The sequence below is a fragment of the Rhizobium sp. Rhizsp42 genome (assembly GCF_047304155.1).
In the GTDB taxonomy this organism is placed as follows: domain Bacteria; phylum Pseudomonadota; class Alphaproteobacteria; order Rhizobiales; family Rhizobiaceae; genus Rhizobium.
Map to the genome: position 1 here is coordinate 1 of NZ_JBGLYS010000061.1, position 17,153 is coordinate 17,153.

General features: G+C 63.4%; 17 protein-coding genes. 7 read left to right on the forward strand and 10 right to left on the reverse strand.

What is annotated here, in order from left to right:
* Positions 1-340 precede the first annotated feature (340 nt).
* Positions 341-1,450: a histidinol-phosphate transaminase gene (gene hisC, locus ACCD05_RS30325; RefSeq protein WP_413397289.1), complete on the forward strand. Its 1,110-nt coding sequence runs from the start codon at positions 341-343 to the stop codon at positions 1,448-1,450.
* Positions 1,447-2,376 (forward strand): prephenate/arogenate dehydrogenase family protein, encoded by a 930-nt coding sequence (locus ACCD05_RS30330; RefSeq protein WP_413397291.1) that lies wholly within the window; start codon positions 1,447-1,449, stop codon positions 2,374-2,376. Before hisC ends, ACCD05_RS30330 begins: the two co-directional genes overlap by 4 nt.
* A 258-nt stretch (positions 2,377-2,634) precedes the next feature.
* On the opposite strand, the gene ACCD05_RS30335 is transcribed toward ACCD05_RS30330, so the two are convergent.
* Positions 2,635-3,636, reverse strand: coding sequence for a DUF2125 domain-containing protein (locus ACCD05_RS30335; RefSeq protein WP_413397293.1), 1,002 nt, complete (start codon positions 3,634-3,636; stop codon positions 2,635-2,637).
* A gap of 51 nt (positions 3,637-3,687) precedes the next feature.
* Here ACCD05_RS30335 and ACCD05_RS30340 point away from each other — a divergent pair, with 51 nt between their 5' ends.
* Positions 3,688-4,218: a gamma-glutamylcyclotransferase gene (locus ACCD05_RS30340; protein ID WP_413397295.1), complete on the forward strand. Its 531-nt coding sequence runs from the start codon at positions 3,688-3,690 to the stop codon at positions 4,216-4,218.
* A gap of 28 nt (positions 4,219-4,246) precedes the next feature.
* Here the strand turns inward: ACCD05_RS30340 and ACCD05_RS30345 are convergent, their stop codons facing one another.
* From ACCD05_RS30345 to ftsE, 4 genes are all read right to left on the reverse strand, one after another.
* Complete coding sequence (locus ACCD05_RS30345) at positions 4,247-5,047, reverse strand: lysophospholipid acyltransferase family protein (protein ID WP_209234376.1); 801 nt, start codon at positions 5,045-5,047, stop codon at positions 4,247-4,249.
* Positions 5,048-5,131: 84 nt separating this feature from the next.
* A complete protein-coding gene (locus ACCD05_RS30350; protein ID WP_413397297.1) occupies positions 5,132-5,827 on the reverse strand; it encodes a YdcF family protein in 696 nt (231 codons plus the stop codon).
* Between the two features lie 83 nt (positions 5,828-5,910).
* On the reverse strand, positions 5,911-6,921 hold the full coding sequence (locus tag ACCD05_RS30355) for a cell division protein FtsX (protein WP_413397299.1): 1,011 nt from the start codon (positions 6,919-6,921) through the stop codon (positions 5,911-5,913).
* Positions 6,914-7,573, reverse strand: coding sequence for a cell division ATP-binding protein FtsE (gene ftsE / locus ACCD05_RS30360; protein WP_018901491.1), 660 nt, complete (start codon positions 7,571-7,573; stop codon positions 6,914-6,916). Before ftsE ends, ACCD05_RS30355 begins: the two co-directional genes overlap by 8 nt.
* 205 nt (positions 7,574-7,778) lie before the next feature.
* Here ftsE and ACCD05_RS30365 point away from each other — a divergent pair, with 205 nt between their 5' ends.
* From ACCD05_RS30365 to ACCD05_RS30375, 3 genes are all read left to right on the forward strand, one after another.
* The gene (locus ACCD05_RS30365; RefSeq protein ID WP_413397301.1) at positions 7,779-8,453 is read left to right on the forward strand and encodes a hypothetical protein; all 675 of its coding nucleotides are present in this window, start codon (positions 7,779-7,781) and stop codon (positions 8,451-8,453) included.
* 166 nt (positions 8,454-8,619) lie between these two features.
* A complete protein-coding gene (gene hpt / locus ACCD05_RS30370) occupies positions 8,620-9,162 on the forward strand; it encodes a hypoxanthine phosphoribosyltransferase (protein ID WP_018901493.1) in 543 nt (180 codons plus the stop codon).
* 196 nt (positions 9,163-9,358) lie between these two features.
* Complete coding sequence (locus ACCD05_RS30375) at positions 9,359-9,718, forward strand: response regulator (protein ID WP_026283548.1); 360 nt, start codon at positions 9,359-9,361, stop codon at positions 9,716-9,718.
* A gap of 46 nt (positions 9,719-9,764) precedes the next feature.
* Here the strand turns inward: ACCD05_RS30375 and ACCD05_RS30380 are convergent, their stop codons facing one another.
* From ACCD05_RS30380 to argH, 5 genes are all read right to left on the reverse strand, one after another.
* Positions 9,765-10,217 (reverse strand): hypothetical protein, encoded by a 453-nt coding sequence (locus ACCD05_RS30380; protein ID WP_026283549.1) that lies wholly within the window; start codon positions 10,215-10,217, stop codon positions 9,765-9,767.
* A 125-nt stretch (positions 10,218-10,342) separates the two neighbouring features.
* The gene (locus tag ACCD05_RS30385; protein WP_413397303.1) at positions 10,343-13,093 is read right to left on the reverse strand and encodes a TIGR02302 family protein; all 2,751 of its coding nucleotides are present in this window, start codon (positions 13,091-13,093) and stop codon (positions 10,343-10,345) included.
* A gap of 178 nt (positions 13,094-13,271) precedes the next feature.
* On the reverse strand, positions 13,272-14,540 hold the full coding sequence (lysA, locus tag ACCD05_RS30390) for a diaminopimelate decarboxylase (RefSeq protein ID WP_018901497.1): 1,269 nt from the start codon (positions 14,538-14,540) through the stop codon (positions 13,272-13,274).
* 12 nt (positions 14,541-14,552) lie between these two features.
* Complete coding sequence (gene lptM, locus ACCD05_RS30395) at positions 14,553-14,747, reverse strand: LPS translocon maturation chaperone LptM (protein WP_018901498.1); 195 nt, start codon at positions 14,745-14,747, stop codon at positions 14,553-14,555.
* Positions 14,748-14,883: 136 nt separating this feature from the next.
* The gene (argH, locus tag ACCD05_RS30400) at positions 14,884-16,284 is read right to left on the reverse strand and encodes an argininosuccinate lyase (protein WP_113011858.1); all 1,401 of its coding nucleotides are present in this window, start codon (positions 16,282-16,284) and stop codon (positions 14,884-14,886) included.
* Between the two features lie 42 nt (positions 16,285-16,326).
* Here argH and tlpA point away from each other — a divergent pair, with 42 nt between their 5' ends.
* Positions 16,327-16,989, forward strand: a complete 663-nt coding sequence (tlpA, locus tag ACCD05_RS30405; RefSeq protein WP_413397306.1) for a thiol:disulfide interchange protein TlpA — start codon at positions 16,327-16,329, stop codon at positions 16,987-16,989.
* Positions 16,990-17,153: the final 164 nt, after the last annotated feature.

Here is a 17,153-nt window from a genome sequence, read left to right on the forward strand (position 1 = left end):
CAAGGCATTGAGCGGGGAAAAGGGCAGGTCGGTTCGCCATAGAGCTGCCGCGGTCGCGTATTTTGCAACGGCTCCCAGCGGGGAGAAGGTGGCCCGAAGGGTCGGATGAGGGGGCTCCGGGCTCGGGGTCCACCTTTTCGTCTTCTTCCCGCAAAATGTCTGATGTTGTGCCGCTGGCCCCCTCATCCGCCTGCCGGCACCTTCCCCCCGTTGGGGGGAAGAGACTCGTGGTGGGCGCTCGCCCTATCTCCCCCCAACCACTCGACAACGCCCCATTTCCGTTCTATTGCCTCAAGGCAATTTCCAGCCGGACACCCCGGCCTTTTCCAAGGTTGATCCCATGAGCGTAGAGACGAGCAAGCCTGTTCCCCGTGCCGGTATTCTTGATATCGCGGCCTATGTGCCCGGCAAGGAACATGCGCCGGGCGTGGCGCGCGTCTACAAGCTCTCGTCCAACGAAACGCCGCTCGGCGCCAGCCCGAAGGCGATTGCCGCATACCGCGGGGCGGCCGACAATCTTGAGCGCTATCCGGATGGACAGGCTGTCGAGCTGCGCGAGGCGATCGCTTCGGTGCATGGGCTTAATCCGGCTAACATTCTCTGCGGCAACGGCTCGGACGAGCTGCTCGGCCTGCTCTGCCATGTCTATCTGGCGCCAGGCGACGAGGCCATCATCACCGAGCATGGCTTCCTGGTCTACAAGATCCAGATCATGGGCGCCGGCGCCACCGTCGTCACGGTCAAGGAGAAGGAAGCGACCGTCGATGTCGACGCGATCATCGCCGCCGTGACCGAGAAGACCAAGATGGTGTTCATCGCCAACCCCGGCAATCCGACGGGCACCTATGTTCCGGTCAGCGAAATCCGCCGCCTGCATGCGGCCCTGCCGAAGAATGTCGTGCTGGTGCTCGACGCGGCCTATGCGGAGTATGTGCGCCGCAACGATTATGAATCCGGTATCGAGATCGTGTCGTCGAACCCGAACGTGGTCATGACCCGCACCTTCTCGAAGGTCTACGGCCTGGCGGCGCTGCGCGTCGGCTGGATGTATGCGCCCGCCGATATCGTCGACGCGCTGAACCGCGTGCGCGGTCCTTTCAACATGAACATGGCGGCGATCTCGGCTGGTGCGGCTGCCATCCGCGACCAGTCCTTCATGCAGGAAGCCGTCGCCTTCAACCAGATGTGGATCGACAAGCTGACCGGCGCCTTCGAGGCGATCGGGCTCAAGGTCACGCCGTCGGTTACCAATTTCGTGCTGATCCATTTCCCCGATGTGGACGGAAAGCGCGCCGACGAGGCCGATGAGTTCCTCACCAGCCGCGGCTATATCCTGCGCGCGGTGAAGGGCTACGGCTTCAAGAATTCGCTGCGCATGAGCGTCGGTCCCGAAGAGGCCAATCGCGGCGTCATCGAGGCGCTCGGCGAGTTTATGGGACGGACAGCATGACGGTCCAGTTCGATCGCATCGCGCTCATCGGCATCGGCCTGATCGGCTCGTCGCTGGCGCATGACATCAAGCGGCTGGGGCTGGCGAAAGAGGTGGTCATCGCCACCCGCAGCGCCGAGACGCTGAAGCGGGCGGAAGAGCTTGAGCTCGGTGACCACTACACGACGTCTTCGGCCGAGGCGGTCAAGGACGCTGATCTCGTCATCGTCTCGGTGCCCGTCGGCGCGTCGGAGGCGGTTGCCAGGGAGATCGCCGGTAGCCTGAAGCCGGGCGCCATCGTCACCGATGTCGGCTCGACGAAGGCATCCGTCATCGCGCAGATGCAGCCGCATATGCCTGACAATGTCCACTTCATTCCCGGCCACCCGCTCGCGGGCACGGAAAAGTCGGGCCCGGATGCCGGCTTCCCCGGACTGTTCGCCGGCCGCTGGTGCATCTTCACGCCGCTCGAGGGCACGGACGAGACGGCGCTGAAGGCGCTCAGCCGCTTCTGGGAGACGCTGGGCTCGAAGATCGACGTGATGGACCCTGAACATCACGACAAGGTGCTCGCGATCGTCTCGCACCTGCCGCACCTGATCGCCTTCAACATCGTCGGCACGGCCGATGATCTGGGCACGGTGACGGAATCGGAAGTGATCAAGTATTCCGCCTCCGGCTTCCGCGATTTCACGCGTCTTGCGGCCTCCGACCCCACCATGTGGCGGGATGTGTGCCTGCACAACAAGGATGCGATCCTCGAGATGCTGGCGCGGTTTTCCGAAGACCTCGCCTATCTGCAGCGGGCGATCCGCTGGGGCGAAGGCGACAAGATCTTCGACCTCTTCACCCGCACGCGCGCCATCCGCCGCTCGATCATCGAGGCTGGCCAGGATGTTGATGCGCCCGACTTCGGGCGGCCGCATACGCTTGATAAGAAGGGGTGAGGTCCGAGGCGGCGCGTCCTTGGGGCGAAATTACCGCTCTCCGCAACGCTCTCTTTTGGGGCGGCAGGCACCACCATTTCCACCCTCATCCCGGCCTTGTGCCGGGATCCAGCGCGATCAAGTCCTTGATCGCAGTAGACTCTCTTCGCCGCGCGGACGCGCGTCGCTGGATTCCTGTGACAAGCACAGGAATGAGGGAGTGTGAGGAGCGTGCCGCGTACCTTCATGCCGCATAGCACTGCGCACCCAGCATAAACCTCAAATCGGCGGGATCTGGCCGAGCGGGATGAAGCCGCTGACGGTGGCGTTGCCGCGCTGGACGACGAGGTCGACGGAGACGTTTCCGCCGGCGCCGGCCATAGCCTTCAGGAGCTTGGCGGCGGTATCGACGGTCTTGGCGATATCGGGGAAGCCCTGCTTGATGCTGTCGCGCCAGGCATTCACATCCTCGATTTGCAGCTTGAACTGGGCGGTCAGATAGCCCTCCTCGTCGAAGGAGAAGGGGCCTGACAGCGTCATCACCTTGCCATTGCCCATGTCGGCCACCGCCTTGCGGAGCTCGCCGCTGGCGCCATAGAGGCCCTTCTCGTCGCTGCCGTCGATCATGCCGGCCTTGCCCTGCAGCGTCACATCGGCGCTCGTCGAGAGTTTGGGCAAGACCTGCGGCCAATCCTTGATGACGGCCTGAGCGTCGGTCAGCGAGATCGCGCCGTCGAGGTCGGCGCCGTTCTGGCGCAGGTGCAGCTCGGTATGGGCGGCGTCGAAGTTGATGGTCTGGCCGGTGGCGGAGGAGACGGCAGTCGCCTTCAGGCCGTCGATGATGGTCGAGGAGTGGTCGATGCCCTTGAGCTTGGTGACGAGGCTCGACTGCAGGTTCGTCCACTCGGCGTTGACGGAGAGGCCATGCGCGGTGCGGATTTCGGCGGGCGAATCAAGTTCCCAGACGATATGGCCGGGGGCGTAGACCTGGGCTGCCGAGCGCAGGGCGCCGAAGCTTGCCGATACGCCGTTGACGTTGTCGTCGACATCGACCTTCGAGCAGAAGAGGCCGATGCGGAAGGGGAAGCCGCGGAAGTCGATATCTGTGCATTCGCCTGATACGCCGGCCTTGTTGCCGGGGCCGATCGCCGTCAGAACGGTGCTCTTCAGCGTCGAGGCGGCATAGAACCAGCCGCCGGTATAGAGTGCGACCACGAGAACGATGCCTGCCCCCAGCAACCAGAATTTCCTGCCGCTACGGGATTGGCTTGACGCTGCCATGATGTTCTCCAATGGTTGTCCGCAAATTAGAATCTCGGTCTGGCTTGGGATATGGACGAATTTTGGGTGTTTGGCTACGGATCGCTGATGTGGAATCCGGGCTTCGCGTTTGTTGAACGGTCACAAGCGCTTATTCATGGCTATCGGCGATCTCTCTGCGTTCGCTCGTGGGTGCATCGGGGCACCGAGCAAAATCCGGGGCTGGTGCTGGGGCTCGATCGCGGAGGATCGTGCCGCGGCATGGCGTTTCGCGTCGCGGGTGAGGATTGGGACGAGGTCATTACCTATCTCAGAGAACGCGAACTGGTGACCAACGTTTATCTGGAGCGTCAGGTTCCGCTGCAGCTTGCAGGCGGGCGCGGGGTCAAGGGCGTCGCCTACGTCGTCGATCGCGACCACACGCAATATGCCGGCTCACTGGATACGATAGCGGCTGCACGCATCGTGCATCAGGCGCAGGGAAAGTCCGGGCCGAACGACGCCTATGTTTTCAACACGCTTGCGCATCTCAAAGAGATGGGCATCCGCGACCACTGGCTGGAAGACGTGGTCGACGAGGTGGAGCGGCTGCGGGCGGCTTAGCGCGGCGTAGGCCAAGGCGTTGTGCGCCTTAGCCGGCCGTCGCCGCGTTCTCTTTGCGCAGTTCCTCCAGACGCTGGAGTGCCGTGGGCGGCAGCGGCAGGTTGGGGTTGCGCGCGGCGTCGCCCATCAGGATTTCGTCGCTGGCGCGTTCGGTGACCTCGATCAGATGCGCGAAGAAGGCGTCCGGGTCCATGCCGGGCTCGATCGGCTTCAGGATGCGGACCTTGTAGTGGCCGGGATAGCGCATGGTCGAGCGGCGCGGCCAGAAGAGGCCGGGCTGCATGGCGACAGGGACAACAGGCAGCTGCAGGTCGCGATACATGCGGGCGATGCCGTATTTGTAGACCGGCTCGGCGCCCGGCGGGCGGCGGGTTCCCTCGGGATAGATGATCAGCTGGCGGCCGGTGGCGAGCTCTTCCTTGGTGCGGCGCAGCGCCTCGACCATGACCTTGCCGCGGGCGCCGCGATTGATCGGGATCATCCGCTGCTTCTTGGCGTACCAGCCGAAGAGCGGGATCCACATGAGTTCGCGTTTCAGGATGTAGACCGGATCCTTGAGCCAGGGGAGCAGCGCATACGTGTCCCAGAAGGACTGGTGCTTGGGCGCCAGGATGTAGCCGCCCTCGGGCAGGTTCTCCAGGCCTTCGATCTCGAAGGTGGTGCCGACGATCTTTTCCATCAGCCAGTGATTGGAGAGCGCCCAGTTTTTCGGGATGCGATAGGCGCTCCGGCGCGGCGCCAGGAAGTAATAGGGCGAGAACACGATCATCCTGAGGATGAGGTTGGCGTAGAAGATCGTGTTGAAGAGAACGGAACGCAGGGCGATCATGAAGTTTCCCGAGGCCTAAATCCGCCAGACGGGCGGCACAGCCGTCCTACACGATATTCTCCGCCATAAAAAGCGCTGATCGGCTCAGGTGTCGCCTTCGGCCGAGCGCAGGCCCGGGTGGCGGAAGAGGCCGGTCAGGTTGCGGGCGCCGGCAAAGAGCAGCTTGCCGTATTCGGCCAGCATGACGCGCATGGCATTGGGATCGGTGAACCAGTTGCTGTTCTTCAGATCGGTGTTGACCACGGGATAGGGCACGAACTGGGTTTCGGGATCGACATAGGCGAGTTCGGCGAGGCTGCGCGGCATGTGGTAGTTGTTGGTGACAACAAGCACGCTCTTGTAGCCCTTGGCGTGGATCCAGTTGGTCGCTTCCTCGGCATTGCCGATCGTGTCGAGCGCGTCGTAGCCGATGTCGACGCAGCAATCGAAGAGATCGGGCGCTGCCTGTGTCATCTTGCGGATCTGGTTGCGGGTGGTGGTCGGGTGCACGCCCGAGATCAGCAGGCGCTTGCCGGCGCCCTTCTGCAGGAGCTCCACGGCCTGGTCGATGCGCTGGTAGCCGCCTGTCAGTACGACGATGGCGTCCGCATGCGGATCGAGCGGCGGCTTCAGGGTCGTGACCGAATCCGCGAAGAACAGAAAGCCGCCGAAGACCAGGGCGATAGCGAGCACGAAGGCAACGCCGCCCCAGCGCAGCATGCGGCGCACGGGGCCACGGCGCGCGGGCTCGCTCTCGGAGCGGGAAAGCTCCGTTTTCGGGCGAATCGGGTCGTGCGACATGCGGCTCATGCTCATGAATCAAAAAATATACGCAGATTAGGGCGGCGAACAGACGCTTTCATGGCAAAATGCAGCCCGTAATCTTAATTCGGAAGGCCGTCGGCGCGAGTGGGATCGGAGCGCAGCGTGTCGATTTCGTAGATGGTGCGCATGACCGTTAGCCGGGCAGTGAAGGTGGTCAGGAGGGCGATGACGATCATCGTCGCGAAGATGCCGGCATAGCCGAGCGCGCCGACCGAGAAGGTGCCGAACAATGCTGTCGCCTGGTCGGTCTGCGGGGTGGCAAGCGTGCGGCTCTGCAAAAAGCCGGCGCACACGAAGAAGAGGGCGGCGAGTGCTGAGCCGACCGCCGAGCCCTTGAGGCTGATCTTCAGGAAATGCTTCTGGAACTCGTTGGCGACGAAGGAGCTTTCGGCGCCGACGAAGTGCAGGACTTCGACGATGTGCCTGTTGCCGGACAATGCGCCACGGGTGGCGAAGACCACGGTCAGCACCATGGCGGAGAAAACCAGCAGCAGCACACCGGTGCCGATCATGACCGTCGTATGCGCCATCGAGACGAGGCGGTCGACCCAGGTGCGGTGATCGTCGAGCGAGGATTGCGGAATGCTTTCCTTCAGCATCGCGCGCATCGCGTCGAAATCGGGCGGGTTGCTTTCGTCGATGGTGATGATGACGAGGCGGGGGACGGGCAGTTCCTTGATGTCGAGGCCGGTGCCGAGCCAGGGTTCGAGCAGGCGCGCGGTGGCGGCCTCGTCGACGATCTGGCCGTCCTTGGTGCCGACGAAGGTGAGCGCGATGCGGCGGGCGTCATTCAGCGCCTTGTCCATGTCGAGCCCGTCGTCGGGCTTGATCTGGATGGTAATCTCGCGGGAGATCTGGCTTTCCCAGCTTGCCGCCGTCGAGCGCACCATGGAGACGCCGCCGAGCGTCAGGCAGGCGAGAAAGGCCATGATCGCGATCACGACCATCAGCGCGTTGCCTTGGATATTGGCGGACGGCAGGATCGGCGCGGTCGGGCGCACCTTCATCTCCGGGCGTTTCTGACCCTTGGAGGCTGCAGGCGTTGCGGGGCGGGCGGTTGGCTCAGTCATGGATGTCGAGGTGCCCTTCCGAGAGGATCATCCGGCGGGCGTCCACCTGGTCCATCAGCGTCAGATCGTGGGTGGCGATCACGACGGCGGTTCCGAGGCGGTTGAGTTCGAGGAAAAGGTTCAGCAGGCGGCGCGCCATCGGCGGATCGACGTTGGCGGTCGGCTCGTCGGCAAGCAGGATCTCGGGGCGGTCGATGAGGGCGCGGGCGATCGCGGCGCGCTGCTTCTCGCCGCCCGAAAGCACCGGGGGCAGCACGTTGATGCGCTCGCCGAGGCCGACCCATTTGAGGAGTTCCAGCACGTCGGTCTTGTAGGAGCTCTCATCCTTGCCGCGCACGCGCAGCGGCAGCGCCACGTTCTCATAGGTGGTGAGATGGTCGAGCAGGCGGAATTCCTGGAAGATGATGCCGACGCGGCGGCGCAGCAGCGGCAGTTCGGTGCGGGGTATATCGGTGATGTCGCGGCCGAACATGCGGATCAGCCCGCGTGTCGGCTGCAACGAGAGGAAGAGAAGCCGAAGCAGCGTGGTCTTGCCGGCGCCGGAGGGGCCGGTCAGGAACTGGAAGGATTTCTTCGGGATGTCGAAGGTCAGGTCCCGGAGGATTTCCGGTCCCATTCCATAGCGCAAACCGACATTCTCGAAGTGGATCAACGGGCCGCTCAGTTTCTTGTTGTTTCACCGCATGACTTGTTAACCAGATCCGTTAACAACGGGTAAATTTCGCCGGAAAGACGCCTGTTTGATGGCGGTCTTTGCGAAGCATTAACCAATAAAATTTACGAGTAGAGAGGATTCGTTTCAATGCCCGCCTCTGAGGTCGGGCGTGAAAGCAGTGGATACCGGAAAGGCGGTCGTCATGACATCCTCCTCGTTCAAGCGCCAGGCACCCGGGCGGGCCTATGATTTCCTGCCGCCGGATGCCGTGAAGCGCGAGCACCGGCAAAGCCGTCCCGCCGATATCGCTGACGCCGAGTTCGTCGTCATCGGCAAGCAACGCGCGCCTGACTTCAACGATCGCAGCTTCAAGGGCCGCAGCTTTAACGACAACAGCCGTAGTGCCGGCACTCGTCCGTCGCCGCGTCCAGAGCGAGCAGCGCCGGTTCAGGCATCATCCTTCGTCCAAGTGGCCGAGGCGTGGCTGCAGCAGGCCTCGCTCAAGCATTTCTCCGTGCTTGTGGTGGCGCTTTGCGTCCTCGTCTTCGGTCTCTCCGGCGGGTTCTCCGGTCTGTCTGCATCCAATGCGGCTGTCGATACCGATCCGCTGCACTTCACCCACGTGACGGCGACGCCGCGCGATGCCAATGGCATGCGGGTGCTGCTTATCAACGGCATTATCGACAATGTCAGCGGCACGACGCAGATGGTGCGGCCGATCCGGGCCAACCTCTACGCCGACGAAAAACTGGTCGCCAGCGTGGTGATCAATGCGCCCACCGACGTGATCTATGGCGGCCAGAGCCGTGGCTTCTCCTCCAGGATACAGTATCCCGGTGGAAAAACGCCCGAGGTTCGGCTCTCCTTTATGCCCTAAAGCGTGTCGCGATCCTACGGATTCGCTCTTCGCGCTTTAGATCTCTGCTCTAGCGCATGTCAGCAGCGCAAAACCGCGTCACACTTTTGCGCGACATGCTTTATGGGGTGTTTCGCCGCGCGGTTTGTGGTAACGGCTTGTGCTTGTTTTCAGGGAGCAAGCCTTCATGCCTGTGGTGCGCGGTAAGAATATCGATCCTCTTTTCACGGCCGAGATGATTGCCGAGCGCAATCATGCCATCGCCCGGGAGATCGCGAAGGGACCGACCAAGGACCTGCTCGTCATCGCCGTCCTCAAGGGCTCGTTCATTTTCGCGGCCGACCTTATCCGCGCGCTGCACGACAGCGGGCTTGCGCCCGAGGTCGAGTTCATCACGCTGTCGAGCTACGGCACCGGCACGGTTTCGCAGGGTGTCAGGATCGTCAAGGATATCGACAGCGAGGTGAAGGACCGTGACGTTCTCCTGATCGACGACATTCTCGAATCCGGCCGCACGCTGAAGTTCGCCAAGGAACTGCTCTATGAGCGCGGCGCCCGCAACGTCACTATCGCCGTGCTGCTCGACAAGAGCGTGAAGCGCAAGGAAAAGCTGGAAGCGGATTATGTCGGCTTCGAATGCCCCGACTATTTCGTCGTCGGCTACGGCATGGACGTGGCCTATGCCTTCCGCGAGCTCCCCTTCGTCGGCGTGGTGACGGGCGACGCGTAGTCACCTCTTTTTCTTGTCGCATGTCGTTGCCGCAAAACCGCTGCACACTTTTGCGCGACATGCTTGGATGCCTCATTTCAAGACGGGTTGTTAACCATCCCGTCCATCGCCCGGATCATTGCCTTCGGCCGTTTACCACTCGCAAAGGAAAGTCGTGTGATTTGCGGGTAGGGCATGAAACGGAGCAATGCACACCATGGCAAGAATTCTGATTACGGAAGACGAAGATTCCCTGCGTTCTTTCGTAGCCCGCGCTTTGCGCCTCGACGGTCATGAGACCGAAGAGGCGGCTGACGGTGCGGAAGGGCTGGAGAAGCTCAACATCGGCGGTTACGACCTGCTGCTGTCGGATATCCGCATGCCCGTGATGGACGGCATCGAGCTCGCCCATCAGGCGAAGTCGGCCTTTCCGGCGCTGAAGATCCTTCTGATGACCGGCTATGCCGAACAGCGCGAACGCGCCGATGACCTCGCTGAGAAGATCGTCGATGTCGTGTCGAAGCCATTCGCGCTTCCCGATATCCGCAAGGCGGTCGCGCGCGCTCTGGCGGCCTGAGACAGCTCGGTAAAGCCATTCAAAGCCGGCGTCCTCGCCGGCTTTTTCAGTTCTGCGGCTGAATGAACTTGCCTTCGAAGCGCACGCGAAAATTCCGGCGCTGCGGGTCTTCCTTGAAGCAGACGAAGATCAGTTCGATGTCTTCGGCATGGTCGCGCTTGTCGAGCAGGCTGAGGGTGACGACGAGCACGCCGTCATAGGCGCGCGTCAGCCGGAAGGCGGCGTTGCGGATATCGTTGGCGTCGGGATCCTTGCGATCGTCACGGCGTTCATAGACCACCCAGAAAGGGCAGATGTCCCAGGTGGCGCGAAAGATCTCGGTCATTTCGGCCTGGAACTGCTCGGCATGCATGTTCGGGCCCCAGGTCAGCGTCTGCTCACCTTCGTCGGCGACGACGTTCAGATAGCCGTCATAGTCGTTGCCGTGCTCGGACAGGGCACTGCCGATCATCTCGAATGCCGTGTTTTCGTCGATTACCGTCTTGAAGAGAATTGCCATCGAATCGCTATCGTTCGTCGCCTGCCGCCGCGACATTACGAAGCTTCCGCGGTTTTGGAATAGCCCCATACGGGTGAAAAGCCGCTGTTCGGGGCAGGTTTGAAATCAAGAATATATCCTGCGTCTTATTGAATATCGAGCAGGCGTTCAAGATAGCGCCGTTCCATCTCCTGTGAAGGGTTGTTGCCCAGCTTTTCTCTGATGGCATCGAGGATTTCGCGGGCGCGCTGCACGTCGATCTCGTCGGGCACCTTCACCTGATCGCCGAAGTCGGGGCCGTCGGCGCGGCGCGGGCGGCCGAGCGGATCGCGGCCGTTCTGGTTGCCCTGGCCGACCTGGCCCTGCGGCCCTTGACCCTGGCCTTGCTGGCCCTGCTGCGCCTGCATCATCTGGTTCATCATGTCGCGGGCGCCCTGGCGTAGTGCCTCCAGCGCGCGGCCCTGGCCCTGGATGGCCGGCTCGCCGCGGCCCTGGCCGAGCTCGCGGCCGGCGCCTTCCATCTCGCGCTGCGCCTGGCCGAATCCCTGGCCGGGCTTCATGCCCATGTCGCCGAGGCTCTTTTGCATTTCGCCGAGCTGCTTGCCGAGCTGGTCCTGACGCTCGCGCAGCTGCTTCAGCGCCTCGCGCAGCTGTTCGGCGGTCATCTCGTCAGAGGGGTTCTGGCCCTGCTGGCCTTGCTGACCCTGTTGCTGCTGGCCCTGCTGGTTCTGCCCTTGCTGGCCCTGTTGTTGCTGCTGGTCCTGCGGCATGCCGTCATTGTCCATCGGCATGTCGTTCAGAAGCGGGTCGTTCATCCCCAGGTCGGGGTTCATGTTGTTGGGGTCGCCGCGCTGCATGCGATCCTTCAGCTGCTGGTCGAGCTTGAAAGTCTCTTCCATCAGCTTCTGCTGGTCGCGCAGGATCTGGCCGAGCTTGTCCATCTGCTGGCGCATCTGGCTGTTGTCCTGGCCCTGCTGCTGTTGGCCGCGCTGCGGGCGACCGGCCTGCATGTTGTTCATCATCCGCTGCAGCTCCGACAGCATCTGCTGGGCGGCGTCGCGGTTGCCGGAGCGGGCGAGATTTTCGATCTGGTCCATCATCCGCTCCAGATCCTGCTGGCGGATGACGTTCTGGGCGTTCTGGTTGGGCTGCATCGGCGCATTCTGCATGCGCTGTGCCAGCTCCTTCATGTAGTCCTGCATCGCCTTGCGCAGCTCGTCCATGAGCTTCTTGACCTCGGCGTCGGGCGCGTTGCGCTGCAGGGCGTCGGCGAGGTTCTGCTGGGCGTTGCGCAGGTTGCGCTCGGCCTCAGAGAGGTTGCCGTCCTCCATGCCGATAGCGATGTCCCAGAGATAGTCGGCGGTGTCCTTCAGCGCCTCGTCGCCCTTGGCGAGCTTCATGCGCTGGCGGGCGGATTCGATCAGCAGGTAATTGGTGAGATTGGGGATCGTCTCTTCCGGGCGCAGCGTCAGCGCCTCGTTGAGCGCGATCGCTTCCGGCATCTTGCGGGTGTCGAGCGCGAAGGTCTGGCGCTGTTCGGCGACGGCGGCTGCGAGCGGCTCGCTGAAGGGGCGGGCGGGCAGCGTCATCTCGTGCGGCGGGCTGCGGCCCGTCTGGCCGGCGGCGTCCTTGGCGATCAGCGTGATGCGTACGCGCTTGCCCGCGAGCGGATGCTCGGTGAGGTTCTTGCTGGCCACGCCCTTGGCGTCGCGGGCGTTGCGGCGCGGAATGTCGAGCTTGTATTCGGGCAGCGGATAGAGGGGCGTGGCGCTCGTGTCCGTCTCGACAGGCACGATTTCGGCGGTGGCTTCCTGGACGCCGTAGTCGTCCTTGATCGTGTAGCCGATCTCGAGCGCGCCGTTGACCGTCGGTTTCGGCAGGCCGTTGAAGGCGATCTCGGGCGCCTTGTCGGGGATGACGTCGAAGGCCCATTTGCGGCCGTTGACTTCAAGCGTGCCGTTTTCCTCGAGCTTCATCAGATGCGTGGAGGCGGTCTGCTGCTGGGGCGTTGCCGCTGCAGGCTGCTGACCCTCGGCCGTTGCCGGAGCAGGTGTCGCCGAAGCGGGGGCGTTCGGCGTGGCGGCAGGGTTTTCAGCAGCGGCGATCTCGATGCGCTGGCCGTCCTCGCGGGCGAAGACCACCTTCTCGTCGGCCTTGCCGCCCGAGACGCGCACGGTGAGGTTCGACGATTGCGGGATCTTGATCGCGCCCTGCTCGCTGCCGGTCGCGGTGAGATAGACGGGGGCGCGGCCGGTATAGGCGGGCGGGGTGATCCAGGCGTCGATGCGCACCGCCGGGTCGGTCGCCTGCGCCTGCGGGCGCGGCTGCAACGCGTCGCTGATCGACCCGCCGTTCGTCGACAGCGAATAGCCGAAGGCGACGACGATCAGGAGGGCCGGGATGGCGCGCAGCGCCCAGCGGTCGTGCGAGGCGATATCGGGCTGCGGGAAGCCGGCGTCCAGCGAGGCGATCTTCTCGGCCATGCGGGTCTGGTGTTCGCGCCAGAGCGCGCGGGCGAAGGGCGTGTCGAAGGCCGGCTCGTCTTCCTGCACGGCGACCGGCTGATGCGGCAGGCCGTTGCGCTCTTCCAGCAGCCGGTCGGCGGCGGCCGAACCCGGCCAATGCAGCTTGCGGAAGGGATAGAGCGTCGCCAGCAGCCCAAGGCCGAAACCTGCTAGCAGCACAATGCGCAGCCAATCAGGAACGATGCGGAAGACGCCGAACCAAGATGCTGCCAGATAGAGCGCTACGACCGACAGGATAGGCAGGGTGAGAGGCAGCACCTGCTCGAACAGCAACACGCATTGGGCGGTCAGGCGCTTTGCCGCCACCAGCCGCGCGAGCGACGGCTTCAGGGCAAAGGCACCTTTCTTTTCGCTCTTGGTGCTGTTCTTCAATCCGGTCTCCGCGATCTGGCGTTAGGGGCCTGGCGTTAAAGGGCAGAGAGGGCTTGCGCGGCGGCGACCGGGCAAGTTGGTATGCGGAAAGGATAACACTCTTTGTGGCGAAGACGAGGGCAGGGGCCGGTCAATGCCGGTTTTTCCGGCGTCTTCGCCAAAAAGTGATTGCCGTTGATCAGTCGAGCCAGGCGGGGACGCTGTCGAGCGCGATCAGCTCTTCATAGGTCCGGCGCGGGCGGATGACGTGGAAATCGCTGCCCTTGACCAGCACTTCCGGCACCAGCAGGCGGCTGTTATACGTGCCGGCCTGTACCGCGCCATAGGCTCCGGCGGAGCTGACGGCGAAAAGGTCGCCCGATTTCGGCATCGCCATTTCGCGGTCGAGCGCCAGGTAGTCACCGGTCTCGCAAACGGGGCCGACGACATCGGCCTTGATGCGCGGCGCGTTGGCGGCCGAGATCACCACGGGGCGGATCTCGTGATAGGCCTCGTAGAGCGTCGGGCGGATGAGGTCGTTCATGGCGCCATCGACGATAACGAAGGTCTTCTCGCCGCCGTCCTTCACGTAGAGCACCTCGGTCACCAGGATGCCGGCATTGCCGACGATCAGACGGCCGGGCTCCATGACGATCTTGCAGCCGAGTTCGCGCAGCTGGTTCTTGACGATCGCGGCATAGGCGTCGGGCAATGGCGGCGGGTTGTTGTCGTCCTTGTAGGGAATGCCGAGGCCGCCGCCGATATCGACATGGTGGATGTCGTGGCCGTCGGCACGCAGCGTGCTGACCAGCTCGCGCAGCAGCTTGAAGGCGTCGTCGAAGGGCTGCAGCTCGGTGATCTGGCTGCCGATGTGCATGTCGATGCCTGTGGCTTCGATGCCGGGCAAGGTGGCTGCGCGGGCGTAGACGGCGCGGGCGCGTTCCCAGGAGATGCCGAACTTGTTTTCCTTCTTGCCGGTCGAGATCTTGGCGTGCGTGCGGGCGTCGACATCGGGATTGATGCGGAAGGAGACGGGCGCCTTCTTGCCGGCCTTGACGGCGCGCTGGTTGAGGATCTCAAGCTCAGGCTCGGATTCGACGTTGAAGCAGTAGATGCCGGCCTCAAGCGCATAGTCCATCTCATGCGCGGTCTTGCCGACGCCGGAGAACATGATGCGGTTGGCCGGGATGCCGGCTGCCAGAGCGCGGCGCAGCTCGCCTTCGGAGACGACATCGATGCCGGCGCCGAGATTGCCGAGCGTCTTCAGGACGGCCTGGTTCGAATTGGCCTTCATGGCGTAGCAGACCATCGAGTCGACATCGCTGAAGGCCTGCGAGAAGACCTTGTAGTGGCGCTCGAGCGTTGCCGTGGAATAGACGTAGAAGGGCGTGCCGACGGCCTTGGCAATCTCGGGAACGGGAACGTTCTCGGCGTAGAGGATGCCGTCGCGATACTCGAAATGGTTCACTTTAGTCGCCTGTTACAGAAGAGGATCGAGGAAGAAGTGGCGGTCCTTGACACCGGGCTGCTGCGTCGGTTTGGACGAGTCGCCCTCCTTCGTTGCCTGCACGCTTGGCGGATCGAGGTCGCCCTTGCGCCCGCATCCGGCGACGGCAAGGCCGATCACGGCGAAAACGACCGTCAGGCGGATGATCTGCGGGAAGCTGGTCTGCATGGAATTCCTCTTGGGAAGCGGCACGGGTGGACACCTTCATAGCGAAGTTTATCCGCCTTGTGCACCCTGATTGTTGAGGTCTCGCGCTTTGCGAAATCGAAGGGGCGAAGCGGGTCGCGCTCCGCCCTTTTCGCGATCAGTTGCGGGCGCGCCAGTAGGCGATCTGCTTTCTGACTTCCGAAGGCGCCGTGCCGCCGAAGCTCTTGCGGCTGGCAACCGAGGCCTCGACGGTCAATACGTCGTAGACCTTGTCGGTAATGGCGGCGTTGATCGCCTGAAGATCGGCGAGCGACAGGTCGGAGAGATCGCAGCCCTTGCTTTCGGCGAGCGCCACGGCGCGGCCGGTCACATGGTGGGCGTCGCGGAAGGGCAGGCCCGCCTCGCGTACCAGCCAGTCGGCGAGGTCCGTCGCGGTCGAATAACCGGTGCCGGCGGCAGCCTTCATGCGCTCGGTGTTGATGGTCAGGTCGCGGACCATGCCGGTCATCGCGGCGATCGCCAGTTCCAGGCTTTCCGCGGCATCGAAGACCTGTTCCTTGTCTTCCTGCATGTCCTTGGAATAGGCGAGCGGCAGGCCCTTCATGATGGTCAGCAGCGCGATCAGCGAACCGTTGATGCGGCCGGTCTTGGCGCGCACCAGTTCGGCGGCGTCGGGGTTCTTCTTCTGCGGCATGATCGAGGAGCCGGTGGAGAAGGCATCCGACAGGCGCACGAAGCCGAATTGCGGCGTCGACCAGATGACGATCTCTTCGGCCAGACGCGACAGGTGCATGGCGCAGATCGCGGCCAGCGCCAGGAACTCGATGGCGAAGTCGCGGTCGGAAACGGTGTCGATCGAATTGCGGGTCGGCTCGCGGAAGCCGAGTGCCTTGGCCGTCATGTGGCGGTCGATCGGATAGCCGGTGCCGGCAAGGGCTGCCGAGCCGATCGGGCTCTCGTCGAGATGCTCGATGGCGTGGCGCACGCGCGAGCGGTCGCGGCCGAACATCTCGACATAGGCCATGCAGTGATGGCCGAAGGTGACGGGCTGGGCGGTCTGCAGGTGCGTGAAGCCGGGCATGACGGTATCGGCATGCTCTTCGGCGCGGTCGAGAAAGGCCGCGATCAGGCTGGTCAGCAGCTGTTCGGTCTTCTGCAGCTCTTCCTTCACCCAGAGGCGGAAATCGAGCGCCACCTGGTCGTTGCGCGAGCGGGCGGTGTGCAGGCGGCCGGCGGCCGGGCCGATCAGGGTGGCCAGGCGTGCCTCGACATTCATGTGAATGTCTTCCAGCTTGCGGGAGAATTCGAAGTTGCCGCTCTCGATCTCTGACAGGATCGTGTTTAGCCCTTCGACGATCTTGTCCTTATCATCGGCCGAAATGATAGCCTGGTGGGCGAGCATGGTGGCGTGGGCGATCGATCCGCGAATATCCTGCGCAAACAGCTTCTTGTCGAAACCGATCGAGGCATTTATCTCCTCCATGATCGCATCTGGGCCGGAAGCGAAACGTCCGCCCCACATCTGGTTGGAGGATTTGGTGTCCGTGCTGTCGGCCATGAAAGATGCCTGCCTTGAAGAACGCGTGTCCGGGAGAATGAAATGACAACAAGAACGCCCTTGCGCCTGCCATCCCTGAAACTGATCGGGATCGCGGTCGTCGCAGGCATTATTGCCGGTGCGGCAGCGGTTTACATTAAGGAGACGGGGTCTGGCAATGGCGGCGCCGATATGGCGGCGGGCGAATGCAAGGCCACGAAGGAGATCGCGACCCGCATCAAGCCCTTCCTGAAGGGAGAGGTGGCCGCCATGGTCGCGCCCGAACAGCCGGTCCGGATGACATCGATCGCCTTCAAGGATGCCGACGGCAAGCCGATGACGCTCGACCATTTCGCCGGCAAGACGGTGCTCTTCAATCTCTGGGCGACATGGTGCGTGCCCTGCCGCGAGGAAATGCCGGCCTTGAACGCGCTGGAGAAGGAGCTCGGCAGCGACAAGTTCCAGGTGGTGCCCGTCAACATCGACACCGGCGACGACGAGAAGCCGAAGACGTTTTTATCGGAGACGGGCGTCGATGCGCTGAAGCTCTACCGCGACGACACGATCGCCGTGTTCAACGGGCTGAAGAAGCAGGGGCTGGCGTTCGGCTTGCCGGTGACGTTGCTGATCGACGACAAGGGCTGCCTGATCTCGGCGATGAACGGCCCGGCGGCCTGGGATAGCGCGGATGCCAAGGCGCTGATCAAGGGGGCTGTGGGGATTTAGTTTGTGGGGGGTGGCCGCGACGTTTGCGCCTGTGGCGTCGCAACGTGTGCGCCAGTGGCCCCCTCATCGCCTCGCTACGCTCCGGCACTTCTCCCCGTTGGGAGCCGTTGCAAAATACGCGACCGCGGCAGCTCTATGGCGAACCGACCTGCCCTTTTCCCCGC

Bases quoted from the DNA above. Each gene is read 5' to 3' on its own strand.
- hisC (WP_413397289.1), top strand. From the start codon at position 341: ATGAGCGTAGAGACGAGCAAGCCTGTTCCCCGTGCCGGTATTCTTGAT.
- ACCD05_RS30330 (WP_413397291.1), top strand. From the start codon at position 1,447: ATGACGGTCCAGTTCGATCGCATCGCGCTCATCGGCATCGGCCTGATC.
- ACCD05_RS30335 (WP_413397293.1), bottom strand. From the start codon at position 3,636: ATGGCAGCGTCAAGCCAATCCCGTAGCGGCAGGAAATTCTGGTTGCTG.
- ACCD05_RS30340 (WP_413397295.1), top strand. From the start codon at position 3,688: ATGGACGAATTTTGGGTGTTTGGCTACGGATCGCTGATGTGGAATCCG.
- ACCD05_RS30345 (WP_209234376.1), bottom strand. From the start codon at position 5,047: ATGATCGCCCTGCGTTCCGTTCTCTTCAACACGATCTTCTACGCCAAC.
- ACCD05_RS30350 (WP_413397297.1), bottom strand. From the start codon at position 5,827: ATGTCGCACGACCCGATTCGCCCGAAAACGGAGCTTTCCCGCTCCGAG.
- ACCD05_RS30355 (WP_413397299.1), bottom strand. From the start codon at position 6,921: ATGACTGAGCCAACCGCCCGCCCCGCAACGCCTGCAGCCTCCAAGGGT.
- ACCD05_RS30365 (WP_413397301.1), top strand. From the start codon at position 7,779: ATGACATCCTCCTCGTTCAAGCGCCAGGCACCCGGGCGGGCCTATGAT.
- hpt (WP_018901493.1), top strand. From the start codon at position 8,620: ATGCCTGTGGTGCGCGGTAAGAATATCGATCCTCTTTTCACGGCCGAG.
- ACCD05_RS30375 (WP_026283548.1), top strand. From the start codon at position 9,359: ATGGCAAGAATTCTGATTACGGAAGACGAAGATTCCCTGCGTTCTTTC.
- ACCD05_RS30380 (WP_026283549.1), bottom strand. From the start codon at position 10,217: ATGGCAATTCTCTTCAAGACGGTAATCGACGAAAACACGGCATTCGAG.
- lptM (WP_018901498.1), bottom strand. From the start codon at position 14,747: ATGCAGACCAGCTTCCCGCAGATCATCCGCCTGACGGTCGTTTTCGCC.
- argH (WP_113011858.1), bottom strand. From the start codon at position 16,284: ATGGCCGACAGCACGGACACCAAATCCTCCAACCAGATGTGGGGCGGA.
- tlpA (WP_413397306.1), top strand. From the start codon at position 16,327: ATGACAACAAGAACGCCCTTGCGCCTGCCATCCCTGAAACTGATCGGG.